19 protein-coding genes are annotated in these 24,204 nt (G+C 47.7%); 14 read left to right on the top strand and 5 right to left on the bottom strand.

Translation table 11 applies throughout. From position 1 onward, the window contains the following. Positions 1–144: 144 nt before the first annotated feature. The 3 genes from HPT30_RS14685 (at position 145) to HPT30_RS14675 (ending at position 2,457) form a co-directional block, all read left to right on the top strand. Positions 145–1,242 carry a P-loop NTPase family protein gene (locus tag HPT30_RS14685; protein WP_175372098.1) on the top strand — a complete coding sequence of 366 codons (1,098 nt, stop codon included), beginning with the start codon at positions 145–147 and terminating at the stop codon, positions 1,240–1,242. An 80-nt stretch (positions 1,243–1,322) separates the two neighbouring features. Continuing rightward, positions 1,323–1,742 carry a hypothetical protein gene (locus HPT30_RS14680; protein ID WP_175372097.1) on the top strand — a complete coding sequence of 140 codons (420 nt, stop codon included), beginning with the start codon at positions 1,323–1,325 and terminating at the stop codon, positions 1,740–1,742. Beyond that, positions 1,681–2,457, top strand: coding sequence for a HipA domain-containing protein (locus tag HPT30_RS14675; protein ID WP_175372096.1), 777 nt, complete (start codon positions 1,681–1,683; stop codon positions 2,455–2,457). Before HPT30_RS14680 ends, HPT30_RS14675 begins: the two co-directional genes overlap by 62 nt. 95 nt (positions 2,458–2,552) lie before the next feature. Here HPT30_RS14675 and HPT30_RS14670 read toward each other — a convergent pair whose 3' ends face one another. Beyond that, complete coding sequence (locus tag HPT30_RS14670; protein WP_175372095.1) at positions 2,553–4,343, bottom strand: helix-turn-helix domain-containing protein; 1,791 nt, start codon at positions 4,341–4,343, stop codon at positions 2,553–2,555. A gap of 277 nt (positions 4,344–4,620) precedes the next feature. Between HPT30_RS14670 and HPT30_RS14665 the strand changes: the two genes are divergently transcribed. Further along, the gene (locus HPT30_RS14665) at positions 4,621–5,160 is read left to right on the top strand and encodes a GNAT family N-acetyltransferase (RefSeq protein ID WP_175372094.1); all 540 of its coding nucleotides are present in this window, start codon (positions 4,621–4,623) and stop codon (positions 5,158–5,160) included. Between the two features lie 218 nt (positions 5,161–5,378). Then, on the top strand, positions 5,379–6,581 hold the full coding sequence (locus tag HPT30_RS14660) for a macrolide family glycosyltransferase (protein WP_175372093.1): 1,203 nt from the start codon (positions 5,379–5,381) through the stop codon (positions 6,579–6,581). Between the two features lie 409 nt (positions 6,582–6,990). Here HPT30_RS14660 and isdG read toward each other — a convergent pair whose 3' ends face one another. The 3 genes from isdG to HPT30_RS14645 are packed head-to-tail and all read right to left on the bottom strand — an operon-like array spanning position 6,991 to position 10,090. Beyond that, a complete protein-coding gene (gene isdG, locus HPT30_RS30420; RefSeq protein WP_175372092.1) occupies positions 6,991–8,136 on the bottom strand; it encodes a heme oxygenase in 1,146 nt (381 codons plus the stop codon). Then, positions 8,133–9,131 carry a FecCD family ABC transporter permease gene (locus tag HPT30_RS14650; protein ID WP_175372091.1) on the bottom strand — a complete coding sequence of 333 codons (999 nt, stop codon included), beginning with the start codon at positions 9,129–9,131 and terminating at the stop codon, positions 8,133–8,135. The genes isdG and HPT30_RS14650 overlap by 4 nt, the downstream gene beginning before the upstream one ends. After that, the gene (locus HPT30_RS14645; protein ID WP_175372090.1) at positions 9,128–10,090 is read right to left on the bottom strand and encodes an ABC transporter substrate-binding protein; all 963 of its coding nucleotides are present in this window, start codon (positions 10,088–10,090) and stop codon (positions 9,128–9,130) included. The genes HPT30_RS14650 and HPT30_RS14645 overlap by 4 nt, the downstream gene beginning before the upstream one ends. Before the next feature lie 482 nt (positions 10,091–10,572). Here HPT30_RS14645 and isdC point away from each other — a divergent pair, with 482 nt between their 5' ends. The 8 genes from isdC (at position 10,573) to HPT30_RS14605 (ending at position 21,173) form a co-directional block, all read left to right on the top strand. Further along, complete coding sequence (gene isdC / locus HPT30_RS30415; protein WP_376767038.1) at positions 10,573–11,514, top strand: heme uptake protein IsdC; 942 nt, start codon at positions 10,573–10,575, stop codon at positions 11,512–11,514. Between the two features lie 21 nt (positions 11,515–11,535). Then, entirely contained in the window at positions 11,536–13,611 is a 2,076-nt protein-coding gene (locus tag HPT30_RS14635; protein ID WP_175372089.1) for an NEAT domain-containing protein, read from the top strand. 94 nt (positions 13,612–13,705) lie between these two features. Then, the gene (gene isdE, locus HPT30_RS14630) at positions 13,706–14,650 is read left to right on the top strand and encodes a heme ABC transporter substrate-binding protein IsdE (RefSeq protein ID WP_376767037.1); all 945 of its coding nucleotides are present in this window, start codon (positions 13,706–13,708) and stop codon (positions 14,648–14,650) included. A 40-nt stretch (positions 14,651–14,690) separates the two neighbouring features. Continuing rightward, a complete protein-coding gene (locus HPT30_RS14625; RefSeq protein ID WP_175372088.1) occupies positions 14,691–15,674 on the top strand; it encodes a FecCD family ABC transporter permease in 984 nt (327 codons plus the stop codon). Further along, entirely contained in the window at positions 15,664–16,443 is a 780-nt protein-coding gene (locus HPT30_RS14620) for an ABC transporter ATP-binding protein (protein WP_175372087.1), read from the top strand. Before HPT30_RS14625 ends, HPT30_RS14620 begins: the two co-directional genes overlap by 11 nt. Positions 16,444–16,733: 290 nt before the next feature. Next, positions 16,734–17,105 carry a hypothetical protein gene (locus tag HPT30_RS14615; protein ID WP_175372086.1) on the top strand — a complete coding sequence of 124 codons (372 nt, stop codon included), beginning with the start codon at positions 16,734–16,736 and terminating at the stop codon, positions 17,103–17,105. A 127-nt stretch (positions 17,106–17,232) separates the two neighbouring features. Then, the gene (locus HPT30_RS14610; RefSeq protein WP_175372085.1) at positions 17,233–20,349 is read left to right on the top strand and encodes an S-layer homology domain-containing protein; all 3,117 of its coding nucleotides are present in this window, start codon (positions 17,233–17,235) and stop codon (positions 20,347–20,349) included. A 605-nt stretch (positions 20,350–20,954) separates the two neighbouring features. Continuing rightward, positions 20,955–21,173, top strand: coding sequence for a hypothetical protein (locus tag HPT30_RS14605; RefSeq protein WP_175372084.1), 219 nt, complete (start codon positions 20,955–20,957; stop codon positions 21,171–21,173). Positions 21,174–21,470: 297 nt separating this feature from the next. On the opposite strand, the gene HPT30_RS14600 is transcribed toward HPT30_RS14605, so the two are convergent. Further along, the gene (locus HPT30_RS14600) at positions 21,471–21,866 is read right to left on the bottom strand and encodes a VOC family protein (RefSeq protein WP_175372083.1); all 396 of its coding nucleotides are present in this window, start codon (positions 21,864–21,866) and stop codon (positions 21,471–21,473) included. A 165-nt stretch (positions 21,867–22,031) separates the two neighbouring features. Here HPT30_RS14600 and HPT30_RS14595 point away from each other — a divergent pair, with 165 nt between their 5' ends. Continuing rightward, complete coding sequence (locus tag HPT30_RS14595; RefSeq protein ID WP_175372082.1) at positions 22,032–23,432, top strand: hypothetical protein; 1,401 nt, start codon at positions 22,032–22,034, stop codon at positions 23,430–23,432. The last annotated feature ends 772 nt before the right edge of the window (positions 23,433–24,204 follow it).

Here is a 24,204-nt window from a genome sequence, read left to right as displayed (position 1 = left end):
GCTTTGGCTTTAATCAGGCGCGGTCTTTGAACAAATGTTAATAATAATATGATTTAGAAAAAGGTGTTAACCCATATCAAGCGGAATTATTCTTTGATGTGACTAACTGGATTGAAGATAAATGCTTTATTGAGGAGAGTGACCATGCTTATCTTAATGGAAGGATTACCTGGGGCTGGGAAGTCAACGAACTCGGGTTTATTATTTCGTCAGTTTGAGCGACATGGCTTTAAAACAAGATGGGTGCATGAGGTTGATCGGCCGCATCCTGTATTATTTTTTCAAGAATCTCACTTGAAGATGAATGAATATCTCAATTGGAAGACCCGCCATAACCTTTCAACTTCGCTCATAGATAAAGTTGCGACCATTCGTGAGGAGTCTGTTGGCTTCGATTTGCTCGAATTGTCGTGGAATCATAGAGAAGCATTATCCGAAATGGCCTTCAATGAACTTCAAGAAAAAGATGTGTGGAAATTCTCACTGGATGAATATATAGAGGCTGCGCTGGAAAAGTGGAGGTTCTTTGCGAAGGCAGTGGCGGCGGATCCCGAGCAGGTAGTCATTTTAGACAGTTGTATTTTTCAATATCAAATCTTTAGTTTTCAATTGGCTAACGCTCCGCAACAACAGTTAGATTATTTTATCGAAGCTTTATGGGAGTGTCTGACACCGCTCAGTCCTAAATTGGTTTATCTCTATCGCAATTCTATAACTGATGCAATTAGTCATCTTAGACAGGTACGGGGAGAGTCGTTTTTTCTAAACATCTGGGAAAGGGATCGTTTAAGGCCTTACTACAAAGCTCGTCCGGACAAGGTGGAAACGTATTTCGAGTTTTTAGCCGATTATCATGCAATTGCCCAACAACTGTATAACAAGGCGAATTGCCCGAAGCTTTCCATTGAGGTTACAAGTGGAGAATGGAATGAGTTCGAAGAGCGCATGCTTGCTTTCTTTGGACTAACACGGCTCCCTGATATAGATGCCGGCATTTATGAAGGAGATTATTTGAACAACGATCTGGGATTATTGCTTAAGATCAAGCAAGATACCGATCAATATTTCTTAATCGATCCTAATGGGAGTAAACATAAATTGATTGCGCGCACCTCTACCGAGTTTTATATAAATGATCTGCCTGTCATTTTAAATATCTCCAGAGAAGGGGAAATTGAAATTGACGGTGCCAGCTTAACAAGCCGTTGGACGGAAAAAGGGTTGGTATTTCTTAGAGAATAAAATAGATAGCGGAATGATATAATAGTATCTGTTAATACTATGGATTCAATTCGAGTTATTCTATTTGTGGGAGGTTGAACATGAAAAATTTTAAATCGTATATTTCTCCTCCGCTCGAGTTTGAGGTGCTAGAACATGATCGGGTAATTGCGAAAGTTAAACTGGACTACATGAATCAGAACGTTGATGTTTGGCAAGATGAAGAGGTGTTGCCCGTCTTTTTACCTTTTCCCGGTAAGCAAAAAGTGCTAGTTGGCGATGTACTAGACTATTTCGAGTCTCGGTGTCTACCGCGTACCCGGCATCATATTGAAAAAGTATTGCACGCTCTAGAACTTCAAGACTATGTACCAACTGATATAGTAAAACAAACACATGGTGTACTATATGATGATTACGTGTGGATCCGATTCTCTGGTGAGGAGTTGACGTGCGCTGATGTCCATCCCCGTTTTGCAAGTGAGCAAGGACTTTCGGCAGACATTTGTAAGCAGCAGTAAGGGTGATCAGCTGAAATGGAAAATGGGAAACGTATGGGGGAAAGCTAATAAATTTGGCTACGAAGGATTGGCAGAATGGGTAGCATACGAAATGATCAAACGTTCAAATATTCATCCCGAGTTAGTAGTTCCTTATAGTCAGTGTATATTGAGAGAAAACGACAGTATTGATTATCAGGGGTGTTATTCTGAAGATTTCCTCCTGCCTGGGGAGAGTCTTATTTCTTTGCATCGTATTTTGGAAAGTTACGGTATTAAGTTTGAAGATGTACTTCGCGATCAAAGCACACGTGATGCGGTACTTTTCATTGTTGAATTTCTTCGTAATAAGATAAATTTGGATACCTTAGAGTACTTCTCAATAATGTTGGAACTGGATGCTTTTTTGTTGAATGAAGATCGCCACTTGAACAATATTGCTTTTATACATGGTCTAACGGGATATAGACTCTGCCCATATTTTGATCATGGCTTGAGTTTACTGTCAGATATAACGGATTATCCATTCAGTATGCCTACAGATGTGGCCTTACGAAATGTTAAAGCCAAACCCTTTAGTAAAGATTTCTCGAAACAAGCACGTGCTCTGGAGACAACCCTTCGATTTGATCATTCTTCAGTCTTACAATTTATTGAGCAGCATGATGAAGAACTTGGGAGAGTCTCGAAGATCCTGAGATTGCAAATACGCAAGTATGAGTATTTATTTGTTTGAAGCCAACCCTCGAAACCAGTGGAGCCATCTAGTAAAGTTCCAGCACCATATTAGAAAAAAGGAGCTTGGACAAAAGCTCCTTCTTAACCTTCTTATTAATTCTCCCTACCCTCCAATATTCTCTCAGCTAACTCATCTCCACAGTACTCCAGATCCATTATGGACTGAAATAAATCGGCTTGCAGCTGTCGTTGCTCCCTCGTCCAGGCTTGTTTGGGGGAGCTGAAAGCTGCCAGAGTTTTTGGATCGGTCAGACTGTTCTGGAAATTTTGCAACTGAGCATACATCTCATTGTAGACATTCGTCATTTGATCTAAATATTTGGTCAAAGGAGAATCTGTTCTCATAGTTAAAAGTGAATGATTCAAATATACTGCCGCACTTCTTCTCGCATCAGTCAGAGCCATCAGACAAAAGTGGTTGACGCTGAGCCTTCTGGCAAAATCCTGATCGTTCGCATGTTGATACCATTGTTCGTCCTGCAAGCCTGCCTGCCATTCCTGCAGGGCTTGGTATCCCAACTTATATCCTCTATTTTCCGGGGCCTTCATGGAGTCCAGTTTGGCCTGGAGAGAAGCGTACAGAGTATCCAGTGCGGATGGCTTAATTGACTGGCCGTTAAAACGAATGAGGATGAAGGGCCAGTGATCCACATTCAGGTAACCCTTGCTCATTTTCATGCGCATCTGGAATTCCGGGTCGTTTTTAAGCTCTTCAAAGGTCTCTTCGTCAAAATAGCTGCGGCATAGCAAAGTGTTCCCGCCATCCATATAGCCGGTGATGACCCCCCATTCGTGAGCTACACGGAGGTTGATGGCTATCGGCAACTCATGTTTTCTGATGCTGGTCATAATCATCTGCTTCTCCAGTTTACGTTCCTCGGGTGTGATGCGGTCTGCCCAGCTAACCTGAAGTCCGTAGGCTTTGAATGCCAGGCTGGCATAGTCGTAACCCACAAGTCCATCAGCAGAGCTATAGTCCCAAACGGGGTTAAAAGCGATCCTCCAGCATGCTCCTGAAGCACCCATCACCGTTTCATAGGTTGTTTCTTGTCCCATGGTCTTCAATGAAAGATAAAGAGCACCTGCCCAGGAACAATCCATTCCTTGACCAAAACCAAGACGTTCCACGTTCTCTACAATATAATAATCATTCCTGGCATCGCCTCTATATAGGCGAGAACGGTCCGGTGTATAATGAATTTTATCGCCTTCTCGGCAGCTGATTGCATGTATACCTGTGCCGTTTACATAAACAAGCAAAAGGTAATCGTCTCCGTTATTGTCGATCAGGCTAGGGAACAGTTCGTGATTTGCGGTAAAATGTTCCCATTTAAAGTATTCATAATGTTTCATCTTGCTTAAGACATTTTGATTTGTCTGTTCATTGCCATAGGCAGCAAACACAATCTCCAGTTCCTTTGGCTGCAATGGATAACCCTCAGTTTTGAGATCAAGTACTAATTGGTTATTTTGCTGAACATAAGTAGCAAAAGTCCCGGAAGGGGTCTGATATTTGATCAGCAGCAGTTTGGTCCGGTTACTATTAATACGATTGGGAAAAGTCTGCTCATTTACGGCCAATGTCAAACGATTGCCGACAACGAACTGGTTAATGAAATGAGTAACATCGTGACTTTCATGACCATCTGTGTATGCTGCGTAGAGAACAACCAGTTGCTGTGGCATCAAAATACTGTCAATCGAGTGACCGAGTGCAGTAGATAGCAGAGGTAAGGTGGCTGTTTCAGGCATAGATTTTCCCGTCTCCCATTTGGAGACCGCTTGGGCACTGACATTTAATTGCTCGGCCAATTGTTCTTGCGATAATTTTTTTTCTTTACGGAGCATTGAGATTCTGTTGCCGACTTTTTCATTGCTCAACATAGTTACATCTCCCGAAAAGTGAATTACGACGTCGTTATCTTTTATTATAAGAGCTTGCAATGGAAATTCCATTTATTCCAAGATGAGTGAATATAGTTTTGTTCAACCGTGGGTTGAATTTGAAAGGACCGTTGGGGTTAGGAGACACTAATGTTATGCCTATTTATTGAACACAACAGTATTTTAGGCTAGTATAAACATGAAGTTCTTGCAGACAATATGTCTATATATTGTAAATTGCTGAATAATCAGCTTTTATATAACTTGGAGGCATCATATGAGTACATTCAATGTAATTACAACAGATCGATTATTAATCAGAACGCTTGAAATGAAAGATAAAGATGCTTTTTTTAGATATCGTGCGATGCCTGAGGTATATAAATATCAATCATGGCGACCAGAGGATATTAGTGAGGTTGAAAAGTTTATCTCGGACAATTTGACTGTCGTACCGAATACCAACGATTCATGGCTTCAAGTTGCTATTTCTCTGAAGGATGGGCAGCTTGTCGGTGATGTCGGCATTCATTTTTTGTATGATGGTTTTCAGGCTGAACTAGGGTATACGCTCTCTCCTGAATTCCAAGGCAAAGGATATGCCTCCGAGGCGGTCCGGGCCGTGATTGATTATTTGTTCACCGGGCTGGGTAAGCATAGAATTACAGGATCAGTGGATCCTGACAATCTGAAGTCAATCAAGCTGCTGGAGAATCTGGGATTTAGAAAAGAAGCGCATTTTATCAAAAGCTACCGGATGAATGATGCCTGGTATGATGATTGCGTCTATGCTATTTTGGCAGACGAGTGGAAGTGAATTATATAGCTTATACCAGTGAGACCACCTTTGAAGGTGGTTTTTCTGCATGGTGTCAGTTTTTTGGAGGGTAAGTCCTCTCAAGCGCTAAAAGTTTGAGATTTTTCAGGGATTATACTATGATAAAATAAATTCCAATATTTGTTATATTGATGATATGGATGATGCCCCGTACTCTTACACAATTTAGAGAACAGTAAACCTAAGGAGTGGTAGAAATGGCGCGTGTGTTATTTATTAACGGTGGATCTGAGGGACATATCAATCCGACACTTGGAGTAGTGCAAGAGCTCATTGCGCGTGGAGAAGAGGTAGTTTACTTTTCTATAGAAGCTTATAGGGAACGGATTGAGCAGACGGGTGCTTCCGTACGAACCTTTGACGATCAAAAATTCATTAAAGCCTTTATCTCAGGTGGAAAAGATTATGTCCTCGAAAGAATCAACGGTCTTTTACTTACGGCGGATGTAGTGATTCCAACCGTTCTTGAACAAACCGCAGGAGAGCATTTTGATTACATCATCCATGACTCCATGTTTGGTTGTGGACGTTTGCTTGCGCAAATTCTTAAGCTTCCTGCAATCAGCTCTTGTACTACCTTTGCGCAGACAAAAGAGGTATTCGATAGAACGTTGGAGCAGTCTTTTATAGGGGTACCTGCAGAAATAGTTCAACCTATATACGATAAATTTAATGAGCTGACGGATATATTGAAGGAAAAATATAATGTGGAGATCATTTCTCCTTACGAAGTATTTTGCAATCCAGCACCGCTTACTATCGTGTACACAACGAGGGAGTTCCAACCTTATGAAGAAGCAATCGACCAAACTTATAAGTTTGTAGGCCCATCGATCTCTTCACGATCAACGCAAGAACACTTCGACCTTATGGTAATCATGGAGAAAAGCCCAATTTACATTTCCCTGGGTACTGTCTTCAACCAAGCCATTGATTTCTATAAGCTTTGTTTTGAGGCATTGGGGAGCACGGAGCATACGATAGTCATGTCTATTGGGAGTAGGGTTCAAATTTCTGATTTAGGGCAGATTCCTAGCAACTTTATCGTGAAAAATTATGTTCCACAAACGGACGTACTGAAATACACCAAATTATTTATCACACATGGTGGAATGAACAGTACCAATGAAGGTCTCTACTACGGAGTGCCGCTAATTGTAATCCCACAGAGTGCCGATCAGCCAATCATTGCCGGGCGAGTGGCCAACATCGGGGCAGGAGTTAAATTGCAAATGGAAAGCTTATCTGCCAAACAACTACGTGAAGCGGTAGATCATGTGTTAAGCGGCCCAACCTTCAAGGAAGCTGTTGCTGCTATTAGAGAACCCTTTCTAAAAGCAGGTGGATCTCGCCAAGCTGTTGACGAGATTTTCAAATTTAAAAGTCAACATCGCATCTAAGAAAGGAAGGTTATCGGATCTGAGAAAGATTGATAGTCTGTTACACGTCAGTATTGCAGGAGTCGTATTATTTGGAGGCCTATTTCTGGCTAGATACACAATAAAGAAAGAGTTTGGCGTAATAGAATTGCTTATATCATGCTTTTTCCTCGTTGTCGGCATATTTTTGATCTTTCGGAAAAGTAAAAATAATAAATCGAAATAAGGGTTCTCTTTTCCAAAAGAATGGCCGATTAATGGTTAAGAAGAATCTATACTTCCATCGTTCTATATCTCTAAAACAAGCAGGAGCGAGAGTCTAGGCCTCTAATATAAGGTCTTAGCTCCCGCTCCTATGAATTATTACTTCAGCTCATACTGGCAATATAAAAGGCATTGGCGTGCGGGAATCCATTAGCTTAGATCACGTTTAAGCACTGATCGGATTGCGGACGATTTTTACCTCGTGGAAGGAAATCGTGTTAGACAAGATATATTCCGGCGTCTCGCGGTGGGAATGCGATTCACGGAAGGCGTCGCTGCGAGTCCAGCCCTGGAAAGCTTCTTTGGATACCCAGCGCGTGCTGATGGTTACTTCATCGTATTCCGCCGGTTTCTCATTCAGAAGTACCTCAAGGCCGAGAAAGCCTTCCATCTCTTCAACTTTGCCGACCTTATCGAACCGGTTAATCAGCAGCGAAGCCTGACCTTTCTTAATTTGCGAAGTATTGTTCACGATAATCATGTTACGTTCCTCCAATTTATAATAGGTTTTTGGAATAATTACAGGGTAATTCTCCACATAACTCACTGAAGCCTCAAGATCATATACTTTCTGTAAAAAGACATCGTCCAGTAATCCCCGCGGACTTCCCGCGGCCACAACAGATCCGCGCCTTAGCGCCACCATATGATGACTGAAAGCAACGGCCTGCGGCAGATCATGCAGTACCATCACTATTGTGATTCCGGTCTCGCGGTTGATGGCTGCAAGCATGTTCATAACGTCGAATTGATGGGTAATATCGAGAAAAGTAGTCGGTTCATCAAGAAGCAGAATATCCGTATTTTGGGCCAGAGTCATGGCGATTCTGGCTTTTTGTTGCTCACCCCCGGATAAAGTATGGAACATGCGGTCAGCATACCCGGCGGTTCCCGTTAGCTGCAATGCATGGTCGATCCATTGATGGTCCTCGGTGCTTGCCGAGTAGTTCCAGGGACTTTGGTAGGGAGAGCGGCCGTAGGCTACAAGCTCGCGGACGGTTAAATTCTCTGGCACGTGCTTGGACTGCGGGAGCATTGCCAGGGTACGGGCTAATTTTCGGCGAGGGAACTTATGAAGCTCCTCACCAAGAATCCGCACTTCTCCTGACTCCTGGGCGGCAAGTCCGGCCAAGATGCGCAGTAGCGTGGATTTGCCAGAGCCATTGGGCCCGACAATCGCAGTGAGCTGTCCTGACGGAATACTAAGCTCAATATCCTTCAGCCTGAAGCCGCCGTGCGTATAATTTAGCTGACGGCATTCAATGGCCGGGTCACTTTTGATGGTGACGCTGTTATCACTGCGGGTACTCATGAAGTCAACCTCCTTCTGCGTAGCAGGTAGAGAAAGAAGGGGGCACCCACTCCGGCTAACAAAATCCCGACAGGCAGCTCCACTGGATCGAACCAGGTACGGGCAGCCGTGTCTGTGAAGACGACAAGCGCGCCGCCGCCGAGCATAGAGACTGGCAGCAGGAAGCGGTAATCACCACCGATTAACAGGCGAACTGCGTGCGGAACGACCAGTCCGACAAAGCCGACCAGTCCGGCTACGCTGACGGCAGTCCCGGCGAGAAGTGCGGCCAGCAGAATAATCAGGAAGCGAGACACTTCTGCTCTTAGCCCGAGCAGCCGGGCAGAATCATCGCCGAGCAGCAGAAGATTCGCTGGTTTGATGGCCAGAAGCGACAAGACCAGCCCGATCAGGGCATACGGTGCGGCGAAGCCGAGATGATGCCAGCTACGTCCGCTGAGTCCGCCGGACAACCAGGGGAGTACGGCCTGAACGCGGTCGCTGAAGACAACCATGAAGCCATTCATAGCAGCGCCGAGTAGCGCATTGATGGCTACGCCCGCGAGTACAATCTTCATGGGTGAAGCGCCGCTGTCCCAGGCCAGCAGATAGATCATGATTGCGGCGAGAAACGAGCCGAGAAAAGCTCCGGCAGGTAGCAGATAACTGTACTGCGGCAGAACCACCATCGCAATGACGGCGGCCAAGCCTCCGCCGGCAGAGACGCCGATAATGCCGGGATCGGCCAAGGGATTGGACATCACGCCTTGCAGCAGCGCGCCGGACACGGCTAGGCAAGCGCCAACCAAGAGGCCGATCAGTACCCGGGGCAGCCTTAGGTCCATAATAATCAGCGACGATGTTTCCGGGCGGTCGCCTAGCAGGATGGACCAAACTTCAACGGGAGAGATAGAGACGGATCCATAAGTCAGCCCATACAAGCAGGCCAGCAACAACAGGATAGGAGCAAGAATGCAGGCGAGAGTCCTACGGGTATTGCGTTGCTGCTTGTTCATTGCGCCTCCAACTCGGCGAACAGCGATACTAACAGCTGCAGGGCTTCGGTCACTCGTGTTCCGGGATTCGTGCCGAATAGATCGGCGGGAAGAACACGTACCCGGTTATGTACAACCGCATCAATGGAACTCCAGGCCGCGTTCTGCCGCATTTCCTGTTCGAAGCCTTTCTGCACATCCTCGCCGTTGCCATGGGTCATGATAAGGATAATCTGTGGATTGGCCTCCATGACTCGTTCCGTATTCAACGTGGCATATTGCGGATAACTTTGTAGCGCTGGATAATCTGCAGCAATATTGACTCCGCCCGCAAGCTCCAGTATATTTCCGCCGAGTGAATTCGGCAGTGCCGCCATATAGGTGCCGGGAGCGCCATATACCAGCAGTACCCGCGGTTTCTCACCAGTGCGGGAGGACGCTGCGGTCTTTATCCCGGCTTCAATATCTGCGCTTAATTGCTGCGCCTCCGGTACCTTGTTCAGCATTTGGCCGAAAAGGGTGATCTGCTTTGTAATATCCGCCACTGAATTGGCCTGGGTTAGTACCATCTTGGCCCCGATGCTCTCGATAGCCGGGATATCCTTGGCATTCATCCCCGTATTGCCAAGCACCGCGTCACCCTTGAGATAGGCGATCTTCTCCAGATCTACTTCGTGCGCCGTACCGATCTGCATAATGTCTTCTGTTCCCTTAAGCGTGGTGCCACCGCTTGAGGTTGGTTTGCCGACCAATGCTCCCCCGAGGGCGATAATAATATCTGCCTCTCCATTACCCAGCGCCACAATATGCTGTGGCACAGAGGGGAATTTGACTTGTCTTCCTGCAAAATCAGTCAAGGTCAGCGCGGGTAAAGCTGCAGCCGCGTCAGTAACTTCCGACCGTCCCGCCGATCCACAGGCGGTGAGCAGGAGGGCGCACAAGGTTAGAAGGAGGAGAGGTGCATGCCATTGTTTGACCATGGATAACCTCCTGTTTGATTGTAGTTACCCTCATCATGAGCTTTCGGAAGAAGTACCGAAATGAGGGACGAAAGAAAGGAAGATAATTGCTTTTCTCATCAAATGATAATGAATATCATTATCGTTGTCAAACAATATTCACATTTTCATGGCAGAATAGTGACATTCAGGTTTGGATTTCAGTGAAGAAGCCTTATTGGGAAGCACAAAATGCGCGGGTTGCGCCGCTAAAACTGTATCCGTTTTGATTTGAAGAACAGAGAATTTTAAAACAAAAGATCTTAGAAAAGGGTTGACAAAGGTTAAAAAATCACATTATTATCATGTCAGCGTCCAACTTCTACATGTTTTACTGGAACATTACAAGAAATATTGGCAAATACAAGAAAAAGGGGAGCAGGGGTTGCTTTTTTTTTGCTGATAAGTTGATAATGATTATCAATGATAAATACATGAATTTGGAAGGGAGGCAGATCGATACCGTGTCGATTCGAAGAAAATTTGGACTGGTATTCATGCTTGTACTGATGTTTGTCTACACTGTGCAGCCGTTGCTTCAGGCGTCCGCCGCTCCGGCAGAGGGGACCTATAGCGTCGATTATGTCATCAAGAAGGCTGAAGATGAATCCGTTTCCATGGCTAATGACTATTTTGAGAAGCCGGCGCAGCTGACAGTTTCCGGTGGAACGGTTAAAGTCCGCTTGCAGCTGAATCATAGCGAGTGGATCACTGAGTTCCAGGTCCCGGGCGGCAACGCCAAAGTTGTGAGCAGCAATAAGGCGGCAGATACTCGGGTTGTGGAATTTGAAATCAAAGACGTAGAAAAACCGGTGATTGCGAAGATTCATGTCACTGTGCCGTCTATTGATTACGATCATGACTACACAATCCGGTTTGTGTTTGAGGCTGGGAAATTAAAGGCGATATCACCAGTACCGGCGAAGAAACCGGCGGCAACGTCAGTGCCAACGAAGAAGCCCGCAGCAACGTCAGCGCCGGCAAAGAAGCCCGCAGCAACGCCAGTGCCGGCGAAGAAGCCGGCGGCAACGTCAGTGCCGACGAAGAAGCCTGCAGCAACGCCAGTGCCGACGAAGAAGCCTGCAGCAACGCCAGTACCGACGAAGAAACCCGCAGCAACGCCAGTGCCGACGAAGAAACCCGCAGCAACGTCAGCGCCAGCGAAGAAGCCCGCAGCAACGCCAGTGCCGGCGAAGAAGCCGACGGCAACGTCAGCGCCTGCGAAGAAACCAGCGGCTACGCCAGTGCCAACGAAGAAGCCGACGGCCGCAGCAGCTCCGACGACAGCACCCGTTGTGGTAGCAGAAGAGCAAGCGGGACCAAAGCTCATTCCAACATTGAGTAGCGGGGCGGCTGTGCTGGTTACGGCGGTAGGTTATGCGGTTTATAGAGCCAGAAAAAAATAAGTTCAAAGGGGAATGATCGTGTTGAATAAAGCAAGATTTGGTTTTGTGCTACGAATTATGGCATTCATTTTACTTATAGGATCAGTGATTCAGCCGCTTGGCGGAGCTTACGCCGAAAGTGCGCGTTACAAGGACGGGCAGTATGTGCTTCCGTATTCTATTTTGAAGGATGGTACTACCAGCCCTTCTGTAATGGAGGGATTTGTCCTTAAGCCAGCTGCATTGGAAGTTAAGGACGGCAAGAACTATGTCTCTATTACAGTTACTCAGGACAAGGAAATTACCGGGTTGAAGCTGACAACCGCAGATGGAACATTATCTGAAGGAACAGTAGCCAATCAAAATGCGTCTAACAACCAAAGAACAGTTAAATTCGAATTGGGTGATTTGAACTCCACGATTAAGGGATGGGTCAAGATCGAGTGGCCTGAAATCAACTATTTCAACGTGTACGACGTTGATTTCAAGTTTGATCCGAGCCAGATTCCAGCCGCTGAGCCTAAGCCGGAAACGCCTTCCGATCCGGTATTGAACGACGGACAATATACGATTGCCTATTCAGTACTTCAGGCAACCGGGGACACCGAATCGTCGATGAATAAGTATTTCAGCACTCCGGCAGTACTTACTGTGGACAAAGGACAGAAGAGCATCTCGTTTAGCGTAATTAAAGACAGCTCCACCATCCAGGAAATTCAAGTCGCCGGTGACGGAACAAATCTTGTGCCGGCAACGACAGTAAGTGAGGATAAGGCTGCTAATACACGTGTGATTTCTTTTCCAGTGGAGCGGTTATCCGCTATTCTTCCTGGAACAGTTCGTGTTTTCGTAGCCTCAGCAAATTATGACAAATCGCATGCGGTTCGTTATAAATTTAATCTGGACTCCATCACAGCTGTAAGTGTCGGTGGAGAAGAGACGCCAACATCTACGCCAACCCCAACTCCAACTCCAATATCTACACCAGCACCGGGTACGGAAGGTGGTGGAGACGGAGGAACAGCACCAGTCACCTCACCATCGCCAGTACCAACTGCAACACCGGGGTCTTCCATCGCGGATGGTTATTACAGCATCGACTACAGTATTCTCAAGGATGGCAGCAACGAGGTATCTATGATGGATACATACGTGCAGCATCCAGGTACGCTGATTGTATCAGGCGGGCAGAAATATCTGGCCATTACACTAACGCAGAGCAAGGAAATCACTGGATTCACCGTAGGTCAGCAGTCGGTGTCTGTAATTGCTTCGGATAACGCAGCCAACACTCGTACTGTGCAGTTCCCTATTAGCAACACCGGGGTCAGACTTAAAGCATGGGTAAAAATTGACTGGCCTGAGTTCAACTACTTCCACACCTATAATGTGGATATCAAAGTAGGCAATACGGTGGGAGGTCAGACAAGCAACCCTGCTGGCCAAGTTGATTCTGGTGCGTCTTCGCCAGCAGCTACACCAACACCATCGGCAACAGCAGTAGCATCTGCTACTCCGACACCAAAGCCTACATCAACACCAGTGGCTAATGGTGGAACGACGGGGACAGAGCAAGCAGTGCCGGTTAGCCTGACTGATGTGAACGGTCACTGGGCACAAGCTGCTATTGAGCAAGCAATCAAGTCCGGACTTGTCAAAGGATATGATGATAACAGCTTCCGTCCGAACAACCCGATCAACCGGGCTGAGTTCGCTGTGTTGCTAAGCCGGGCGTTGAAGCTTGAAGGCGGAGCAACGGACAGCAGTGGCTTCAGCGATGCAAGCAGCATTCCTGCCTGGGCAGCCGACGGTGTGGCACAGGTAGCCGCCCGCAAAATCATCAGCGGCTATGAAGACGGCAGCTTCCGCGCCGACCGCAAAATCACCCGCGCCGAGCTTGCTGTGATCATCGTTCGTGCACAAGGGCTGAAGGTTGACCCAACTGCAGTGCCAACGTTCAGCGACATCGCCGATATTGCTGCTTGGGCACGCCCTTACATTGCAGCTGCAGAGCAAGCGGGCCTGATTAGCGGCAAAGGTGGTAATCGTTATGCGCCGGGTGAATATGCAACCCGTGCAGAGGCAGTAACGCTACTAGTGAAATTGCTGGAGCAATAAAATCCATTACACATAAGCACAGACTACCCGGAGGATGCCGAATTTACGGCGTCCTTCGCAGTTTTGCAGGAAGAAAGGAGCAGACGTTCCTGTTATGAAAAAAATGATAGGGCTGATGGCCGTTTTATGCTGGGTCATCTTGATCGTGGGTTGTGCTGCAAATACGGAGAGCGCAAAGCAAAAGAGTCCGGCGTCCACCCCGGCAGCCACGCAGCAACAATCAGCGGAAGTCACACCGGAGCCCACACCCAAGGAGGAGCCACGTATTATTGCAACTACGGTGTCGGCGACTGAGATTATGGATTTGCTCGATCTGAATCTGGTGGGTATACCGACCAGTGCGAAGAAGCTGCCGGAACGTTATGCGAATGTGGAGAAGGTCGGCAACCCCATGGGTCCAGATATGGAAAAAGTAAAGTCACTCAAGCCCACCGAGGTTCTGTCGGTGACCACACTGAAATATGATCTGGAGCCGTTGTTCCAGAGCGCCGGGATCGAAGCGAACTTCCTCAACCTGACCAGCCTTGCAAAGCTGGAGGAGTCGGTGGTCCAGCTTGGAGAGAAGTATGACCGTAAGGCGCAGGCTGAGAGCGTAATTACCCGTTATGAAGATAAAATCGCTGAAATCAAAGCGGCTATAGCGGGCAAGCCTTCGCCCAAGGTGCTTATTCTGCTTGGGGTACCAGGCAGCTATTTGGTAGCGACCGAACATTCTTACATCGGTGACCTTGTTCGTATTGCTGGGGGCGTCAATATCGTCCAAGGAGAGTCGGTCGAATATTTGGCCTCCAATACGGAATATTTGCAGCAGGGCAACCCTGATGTAATTCTGCGCGCGGCACACGGAATGCCGGAGGAAGTGATTAAGATGTTCAACGAGGATTTTATTAAAAATGATATCTGGAAGCACTTCAATGCGGTTAAGAACAAACGTGTTTACGATCTGCCTGAAGAGCTATTTGGAACCACGGCGAACCTTGCAGCCGATACGGCGCTAAGCGATTTGCTGCCGATGCTATACCCGGAGCTTAAGCAGTAGGGCGGGTGTATTTTAACAACAGACAGAGGATGAAGAGAACATGAAGAAATCACTGTGGAGCTTTGCCGCTGTCTTGGTGTTGCTGCTGGTAGCAGTGCTCTGGTCAGTGCTCAGCGGCAGCTTGCAGGTCAGTTTGCTTGAACTGTTGAAGGGCTTGTTTACAGGCACCAATGAAAATGTAGCGATCATTCGCGATTTACGTTTGCCACGCGTCATCGTGGCGTTGTTCTGCGGAGCCGCACTGGCTGTTTCCGGCGTGCTGCTTCAATCCGTGATGCGCAGTCCGCTTGCTGATGCCGGGGTAATCGGTATTTCCTCGGGTGCAGGCTTTGTTTCGCTGACGATGGTTACAATTTTTCCGGCGCTGTTCTTCTGGATGCCGCTATTTGCTTTTCTGGGGGGAGCTATCGCCTGCCTGCTCGTCTTCACCTTGTCCTGGAAATCAGGACTTCAGCCGCTGAGGCTGGTCTTGGTCGGGATTGCTGTGAACGCTACGTTCACTGGGCTGGGGCAGTCTTTTAACTACAGGGGCAGCTATGCAGTAACGATGGTGAATATGGCAACGACTTCGATTTTTAACCTGAAGACATGGGAAGATGTGCGGATCATCGTGCTATATGGCGCGCTTGGCCTGGTTCTGGCCTTACTGATTAGCCCTTGGTGCAATGTACTGGTACTTCAGGATAAAACGGCCCGCAATCTCGGTATGCATGTAAGCCGTGTACGGATTGCTGTGTCGGCAGTGGCGGTCTTGCTGGCGGCAACGGCGACGGCGATTGGCGGATTGATCGCTTTTGTCGGCCTACTGGTGCCGCATATTGCACGTCAACTCATCGGCTCTGACCATAAGGTGCTGATTCCCTTCTCGGCGCTGGCGGGTGCGCTGCTAATCCTGGTAGCTGATACGCTTGGCCGCACAGTGCTTGCACCTGTGGAGATCCCGGCTTCGATTATCATGACGGTGATCGGTGGTCCATTTCTAATCTTCCTGCTGCGTAAAGGAGAGGTGAACCATGGAGATTAAAGAACTGTCCTTCTCATATCACCGTAACAAAAAACTGCTGGAGCAGCTAAATCTTACGATTCCTATGGGCTGCACCACTGCAATCATTGGTCCTAATGGCAGCGGTAAGTCCACTTTACTCGGCGTGTTAGCTGCAAACTACACACCTTCTTCGGGTTCCATCATTCTGGACGGACGGGAGCTAGCTCGCCTTAAACCGCGAGAGATTGCCCGCAAGCTGGCGGTGGTGCATCAACAGAATACTGCGCCAGGTGATCTGACGGTGGAGAAGCTGGCTTCTTTCGGACGCCTTCCGCACCGTTCGCTACTGGTACCGGAGCGTGAAGAGGACCGTGAAGCAGTGGATTGGGCGCTAGCCTGTACAGACATGCAAGATAAGCGGCTGAAGCCACTAGCCGAACTGTCGGGAGGCGAACGGCAACGGGTTTGGCTGGCGCTGGCTTTGGCTCAGCGGACACCGGTTCTTTTTTTGGACGAGCCAACGACGTACCTGGATATTTTCTATCAGTATGAAATGCTTGATTTGATTCGGCGGCTGGGCAGAGAACACGGCCTGACCGTCGTGATGGTGCTGCATGATATGAACCAGGCGATTCATTACAGCGATCATTTGATTGCGATGAAGGCAGGCCAGGTGGTGCTGGAAGGCCCACCGGAGGAGGTTATCACTGCGGACTCGGTCAAAGCCGTGTATGGAGTGGATGTTGTGGTAAAAAGGGAGCCGGAGACTGGGCTGTATATCGTTCCGAAAAGGAAGGACTTGAACTGATACATCTAATATTAATTATTCAAATTTTATACAAAAAAGGGTTGACAAGGACTGGGATAAACAGGTAAGATCAACTCAATTAATTGATATTGATAATCATTATCAATTAAGAAAGCGATGAATTTAAGGAAAGGCGGGATGATCTTAAGGGGTACAGGTTGAAGCTCAGCACATTATGAAGCGGCACCGCCGCTTTTGCCTAGGGAAGGTTGTTGTTCGTCGTAAAGTCCAGAGAACCAGGCAGTTAAAGCGTAAGCTCTAATATCAAATCATAGGGAGTGTGTTACTTAATGGTAAAAGCGAAGAAGACAGTATCCTTGCTGATGATGGTTGTACTTACACTGATGTTGGCCGTTCCGGCATTTGCAGCAAGCAAATCCTATCAATTCTACTACGGAGGATCCTACGATACCCACTCCAGCAGATTCATTAGTGGACCGGCTGAAGTGAACGGCAACGCAGTTACTATTAAGCTTAAAGGCGATTATTTCCCTTACCTGAATGCAGAGAGTTCTACTTATTACGGTTCTTACGACGCTAGTACCGACTTGACCACCTTTACTTTCACCGCTACCAATCCAAACTCGGACATTAGTATTCAATTATACGTTTCCACCGTGTTCCACAGTCAACTGTACGATCTGGACATTCACTGGAATTAACAAGCAGGAGGCCAAGAGGCCGAGTGCTTAAAGATTGCATAAGGAAGAGAAGCGGGGCTCCGTTTCTTCTTCCTTCTTTTATATCAGGCACAAGAAAGGCACACTGAGAAGAGGAGAATGGGACGAAATGATGAAGTTGAAAAAATACGCAGCGTTGCTGCTGGCATTGCTGCTCCTGATAACACCGTTCGATTGGGGCGCAAAGACAGCCGCGGCAGCAGGGGGGCAGAACGGTACATACGGCAATATCTTTTACCGCTACCTGATGGATAACACTTCTTCTGACTCCGCAGCGAATGTATTCCTGTATGTGGAGAATTCGGGCAAATTGACCGTGCAGAATGGCCAGGCGGTCTTCGAGCATGAGATCAAAGCAGAGAATGCAGCGCTGATCCCTTATATCGCCTTCCGTAAGCCGGGCGCGGCCAAAGCTGTTATTACCGGCAGCCATGTGCAAGGGATGGAGGGCTATCAGGAATACCAAGTAACAAGCGGCAGCGGTTCAGGCGGCAAGACTGTCATGTCTGTGCCAATTGCAGACATTCAGAAGCCTACGGATGTCCTGATGCATGTCATCATCAAGAACAATCCGACCTACCCGGGACTGGAATATGATTATTGGTATAATGTACAGCTTTGGCTGGATCCTTCCGGATTACCTGTGAATCCTGGAGAGGGTGGAGGGGAGCCGGGGGGCGGTGAAGGACCATCTGCAATTACGCTTGTGCAACTGCAGGAACTCGTGACGGTATCCCGTTCAGTGTACGACACTACGGTGGAAGGCACGGAGTTTGGTCAATACCCGATTGGATCGCGGAGTGTGCTCTATACGCATATTATTCATGCGGAAGAAGTCGTAGCGCAGCCAGACCGGTCTCCAGATGCTATTAAGTCCGCTTATCACGCACTTAATGATGGGCTTGCAGTATATAAGGCTTCAGTATACGCGGCTAATAAAACAGCGTTGCGGTACATTGTCGCTAAGGTAGAAGGTCTGTTGGCTGATTTGAAAGAGTTGGGAACGGCTGAGGGCAAGCCAGGGTATAATTTTGCGCCGGCCTCGGCAGGAGAATATGCAAAAGGGGTCTCGACATCTCTAAACAGCGATATCTTGAGGACAGCTGTCTCGGTAATGGGGAATGACAGCGCCACGCAGAACGCGGTGGATGCTTCGGTCCAAGCGCTGACAACCCGGTATAACAATAATAAGGACAGGTATTACATTGCCACTACACCTATCCCTGTCCATGTGATTGATACACTGGCGGAAACGGCGACGTTGTCCGTATATGAGGCCGATTTTGGCCGTACGGCGACTTTGCTTAAGCTCGCTTCAGGTGAATATGGTGATAAGGTGTATGCGAATCTTACGCTTGTGCCTCAGGCCAAAGAAGTGGTGCAATCTATGCCGAATTTCAGAGGTGGATTCTCTATTGACGGACTGGATTATTCACAGGACGCCTATCGGGCAATCCAACTGAAGAATGGGGTGGCAGAGACGGAGCAAGCGGTTCAGGTTACCATCCGCAGTGCTATGGGGACGGAGACGGCTGGAGCGAATTGGTTGGGCCTCTCTTATGTCCGATATAAGGTAGGAGATGAAATCAGAGGCGTATATATCAGCTATAATGCACAGCTTCTGAAAGATTTGAATAACTCGATAGCTGCTGCCAAGCAATTATTAGATACTTCAACAGCGCCGTCCGGCGCTGAAGAAGTATTCACCGCTGCCAAACAACATGCCGAGCAAGCGGTGCAAACCGCCGCTAAGACCGGGGCTAATCTGGCGGCTACGCAGCCGCAGATTAAGGCTGCCGCGCAAGCTCTGCAAGCGGCGCTGAATGAATTCAAGAAGAATGCGGTATATACCGTCAACGTTTCAGTCGCCGATGCTAACAAAGACGAGTTCTCCCCGGCAGGGGGCTACATTCATAGCCCTGCACGGATTGCGACGGTGGCGGTGGATACCTACGCCGTCTTGACGGTGGATGCGGCTGTCGATGAGCTTCAGGTGAGCGGTGGCACGGCCACAGCGGCACCTGGTGAAGAGACAGCACCGGGCACGCGCGTGGTGTACATCAAGCCGGTAGATCCGGCGATGTTGACCAACGCGCAGCTGCGGGTGGGCGGCACCGTGCATGCGGTGCGGCTGAACTTTGGCGCAGCGGATAACAGCCGCCTGTCGGCGGCGATTACAGCTGCGCAGCAGGTCTACGACGCAGCCGAGATTGGCACGGCTGCGGGGCAGTACCCGGCAGCGGCTAAGGCAACGCTGGCCGCGGCGATAGCAGATGCACACCGCGCAGCGGTGCATCTGGGCGGCTCCCAGCAGCGATCGGACGAGCTGCTGCTTGGGCTGACGGAAGCCGTAGCGCAGCTGAAGGCTTCCGTTGTGAAGGACCCGGGCACCGGCACGGACCCGGGGACTGGCACGAACCCGGGCACCGGAACGGACCCGGGAACTGGCACGAACCCGGGCACCGGAACGGACCCGGGAACTGGCACGAACCCGGGCACCGGAACGGACCCGGGAACTGACACGAACCCAGGCACCGGAACGGACCCGGGCACTGGTCCGGTAGCGACGCCAAGCCCCAGCCTGGGCGGCGCGGCTTCTGATGGTGCCGTAACAGGCACCATCGTAAGTGCAGCAGGCGGCGGGGGCAGCCCTGCTGGGGCATCGCCTGCCGCACCGACAGCGGAGCCGGCGAGCTTCCGCGATGTGCAGGGCCACTGGGCACAGGACGTAATCCGTCAGGCGACCGCGCTAAGAATTGCGCGCGGATTCGAGGACGGAAACTTCCGGCCGGATGGCATTGTGACACGAGCGGAGTTCGCCGTGTTCCTAAGCCGTGCTTTGGAGTTTAGCCCGGCAACAGCTCCATCGCCAGTCTTCAGGGATCAGGACAAGATACCGGCCTGGGCTGCTGAAGGGGTGGCGGCACTCAGCCATGCAGGCTTGCTGAACGGATATGCGGATGGCACGTTCAGAGCGAGTGGTAACATTACTCGTACAGAGATCGCAGTCATCGCCGCCCGCGCGGCGCAGCTTGCAGCGGAAGAACATCCGCAGTTGACCTTCGTAGATGCAGCCGGCATTCCGGCTTGGGCGAGGGGCGAACTGGCCGCTGCTGTTAAGGCAGGGCTGGTGCAGGGCAAGGACGGAAACCGCTACGATCCGCTAGCACATGCCACGCGGGCCGAAGCGCTAACACTGATCCTGCGATTGCTGAATACTAAGTAGAGATCATAAGTTTATTCAATCGATAGCTAACCAGTTTGTAAAGAGAAGAAGCGGCCTCAAGCTACCTAGCGAGGTCGCTTTTTCTCACTCTCTCTGTTCACTCTCTCTGTTCACTCTCTCTTTTCGTTCTCTCGTTTCTGTTTTGAATAGTTGCGGAGCTGGGGAAATACAGATACGTTTATGGCTCAACGTCATAATCAGTGCTGGACATAAGACGTTGGTCGAACCTGCTTGATGAGAACATTCCATTCTGCAGGTTGAAGCTCATTTATAGGAGCTAACGGACTCTATAGTCGTTATTTTCCAAATAAAGTTGTTCTGAACATGGAGCGGACTCAGATGACGTTATTTCCTGCTGAGCAGTGGAATATAGGCATAGAGTCTTTGGAGTCCGTTACCTTCCTGAATGGCTGAATTTAAAGGCAATAAGGTCCCTGGTGTCCGTCTCTTGATGAAGCGAGTACTAATTTTGAGGTAGGTTCGGGTCTATTCGTTTTTATTTTCCGCATGTGATAAATGTCATCGAAAAGATATAATTAAAATTTGAATAATGTAAGAGAGAGAAGTATAGGTAGAAGAGCATTTGCAGAAGGGGTGTGGGATCGTTGGCAACCAGCCGCGAATCTGTGGAACAGGATTATATGATCGAACAATTGAAAGAGGTATTTCAAGTTACGGTATTATGGTCCGAAGGGCGTGCATGTCTGGAGTATGACACCGAGGAGCAATTGCAGAAAGTATCAGACTATGTCAGAGAACATTTTGACAGAGATCTCCTGGATGTATTCTTTACAGCTGTGGAGAGCCTCCCTGAGGATGAATAATAAGATTGAAGGAATATACTCCATATGGAGTTTAATGAAGCTTAATGGCTTACAAGAGTAGCTTTTTACGGGATAGCTGGGTGGTTTTTTGGATGCCAGTTAGGTCGAATAATAATTGATTCCTACTATTTAAGTGTTTGACTACATAAGTAGATCTATTGAGCCGTTACTTTAAGACAGGGAGAGGGCTCTCTTGGCTTCATAAAGTAGCAAAAGAAAAGACACCTGGCAAGGTGTCTTTTTCAATTCCATTTTAGCGTATATCCCCAGTATTGTATGTCTAACGGCTCAATTGGACTACTTTGCATGCTCGTCCGGCTGATGAATACCAAAGGTGTTTCCTTCTGTGTCTATATAATACCCTTGCCACGCCATTCCAGGCAGTGCATACTTTGGCAACGCTAACTTGCCTCCAAGATTAAGAATTTTGGACTCAGTAGCATCATAGTCCCCCACCCCAATGGTACAGGCATATCCATTTATAGGTTGGCCGGGCTGTGGAGAAGCCCCTTGCCGTTGCATCAGAGCCCCATTAATGCCGAGTTCATTTGCAGCCCCTGTCGTAGCTCCCCAATAAGGCATGCCAGCATAATTACTCCAATCCTCAAAGGTCCATCCAAATACCTCGCCGTAAAACCTTTTGGCACGTTCCATGTCATCAACATGAATTTCGAAATGAACTAGTCGTCCCATAAGCGCCCCCTGTTTTTTGACTTCCTGAATTCTCCTCTTATTATACTTTCCTATTTCGTTAAAAATATAAAATTGAATGGGAAATCGAGGGCTAGCCCTTGCATGAGTGTCGTTATTCTCGTTAGGATAATGCTATATGCTTCACTCGGAGAGGAGATGAATGGATTGGAACTTAAGTCAATAAATATCGCTGTTGAATTGTCCAAGCTTAGCAAAGATGATCTGGTAACGTTACTCGTTAACTTTTCTGAAGACATAGATGAGGTGAAGCGGGCGCTTTCCTTGAGATTTATGGACACGGATGATAAGAATGCTCTTAGTGAATATAAAAAAATTATTCGCTCCTATATTAAACAAAGTTCTGACCGTTATGGCTTCGTGACGTATCGTAATGTTAGTTATGCTGTAGTTGGTGCTGAACAAATAATGAAACAAGCAGAGGATGCATTGGAGGGCGGAAAAGCGATCCGTGCTGCTGAAATTTCATTTTGTGTTATGCACGAGATGGGGAATTTGCTGCAGAAGTGCGATGATTCCGGTGGTATTGTCGGAGGGATGATACAGGAATGCCTGAGCTTAGTTCGTAGTGTGACTACCTATATTGAAGAGAGCGACCGGAAGGTAAAGTCGAAGCTGTTTAAATTGCTTTTAAAAGAGGCGGGCCATTCAAGTCTTAAGGGTTGGAGTGATTGGCAATTGTCACTTTTGGAAAGTGCGGTTCATGTGATGACGGATCATGCGGAAAAGGATTTATGGAATGATACCATTAAGAGATTGGTGAGTGAGGAAGATAGTCACTTATCTAAAAACAGCTATTTTCTTGAACACTCAGCTTGGCTGCGGTACCAAATCATTGAAAGGTTCGACGGTGAAAGCCAAGCACAACAGTATTTACAAAGTCATCTTGAGTATACGGTTTTTCGGAAAAAAGCGATTGAACAAGCAATCCAGAAGCAAGACCTTGATAAAGCGCTGCAACTAGCTAAGCAAGGAGAAAAAAAGGATAGAGCAAAAAGATTTCATGGTTTAGTGAACGAGTGGAAGGCTTATCAATATGAGATCTATGGACTTACTAATCAGTTAGAGAAGCAAATCGAAATTGCCGAGGAGTTTGTGTTAGACGGCGAATATCTGTATTACTCGCGTTTGAAAGGATTATACAGTGCGGATGACTGGAAAATTGCCTACGAGAGACTTTTGAACGAGCTGAACAAGAGCGACAGAAGTTGGAGTGCAGACTCATTATATAGACGTATACTTGTTGAAGAGAACGAGACGCAGAGACTGTTCAATTATGTTAAAGAGTATAAGCGTGCTGTGTTAGAGTATTACCCGCATCTTGTTTCTAAGTATGCTGACGATGTTTTCGCGTTGTTTTCCCAACTTATTTTGGAGGAAACTGCCGTATCATCGAATCGGAAAGAGTATCAAAAAGTATGTGGGATGATTCGCCATCTCATTAAAGCCGGTGGAAAACTTCAAGCGGAAATGATTATTGAACAGTTATGTAATGATTATCCGAAAAGATCCGCTATGATAGATGAGTTGCAAAAGATAAAGCTTTAGATATAACGTGACATAAGATTTTAACTCACCAGTTAAATCTTATATGGGATACAGCAAAAAGACACCACTCTTTAGGTGTCTTTTACTTTTTTAGATTAAGGAATCCTAAGAGAAAGCATTTGATCAAGCTAGGTTAGCCTGCGCTCACTCCATCAGCTTCTCAGACTTCACCAGCAATTCCCGCAGCACTTGAGCGACCCGGCTTTTCCTGCCCCTGGCCTTCCTTGCTATCCATATTAACGACGTCCGGTGCTTCTGGGTGTTATTTTGCTGATAGAACTGCTTGGCTGCAATTCGCAATGTTCTTCTCAGCAATAATGCGGATGAACGAGTTCTCTTCGAACGGAATCCCCTGCGTAAGACTCGCAGCGTATTTTTGTAGACCTCTACATTTTCGGATGGAGGGACTAGGGCGAATAAATTTAACGAGGAGTCCTTGAATCCGTAGGTTTCAAACATGATTTTTAAATTATCGATATTAAATACATTGCCTCTGTAAGAGGTTGGATGTTCCTGGTGATATCCGACAACCTCTCGGATGCAATGAAATGGAATCTTTAATCGATGCAGTCGATAGCCAAGGTTCCAATCTTCAAGTCCATAAAGGACAAAACGTTCATTAAATCACCCGATACGAGTTAACTGGCTACGTCGGATAGATACACAACGAGTGACGAGCAGCATCCAGGGAGCTACATCTTTTTTGGCAAATTCCTTTTTCGTATTTGGAGGGACTCTTGTGGAAAAAACAACTTTGGACAAGGTCTCCGTC

Source organism: Paenibacillus agri (assembly GCF_013359945.1).
GTDB classification, from domain to species: domain Bacteria; phylum Bacillota; class Bacilli; order Paenibacillales; family Paenibacillaceae; genus Paenibacillus_AQ; species Paenibacillus_AQ agri.
The sequence above is the reverse complement of the archived record's forward strand: the minus strand, read 5'-3'. Positions and strand labels throughout refer to the sequence as shown.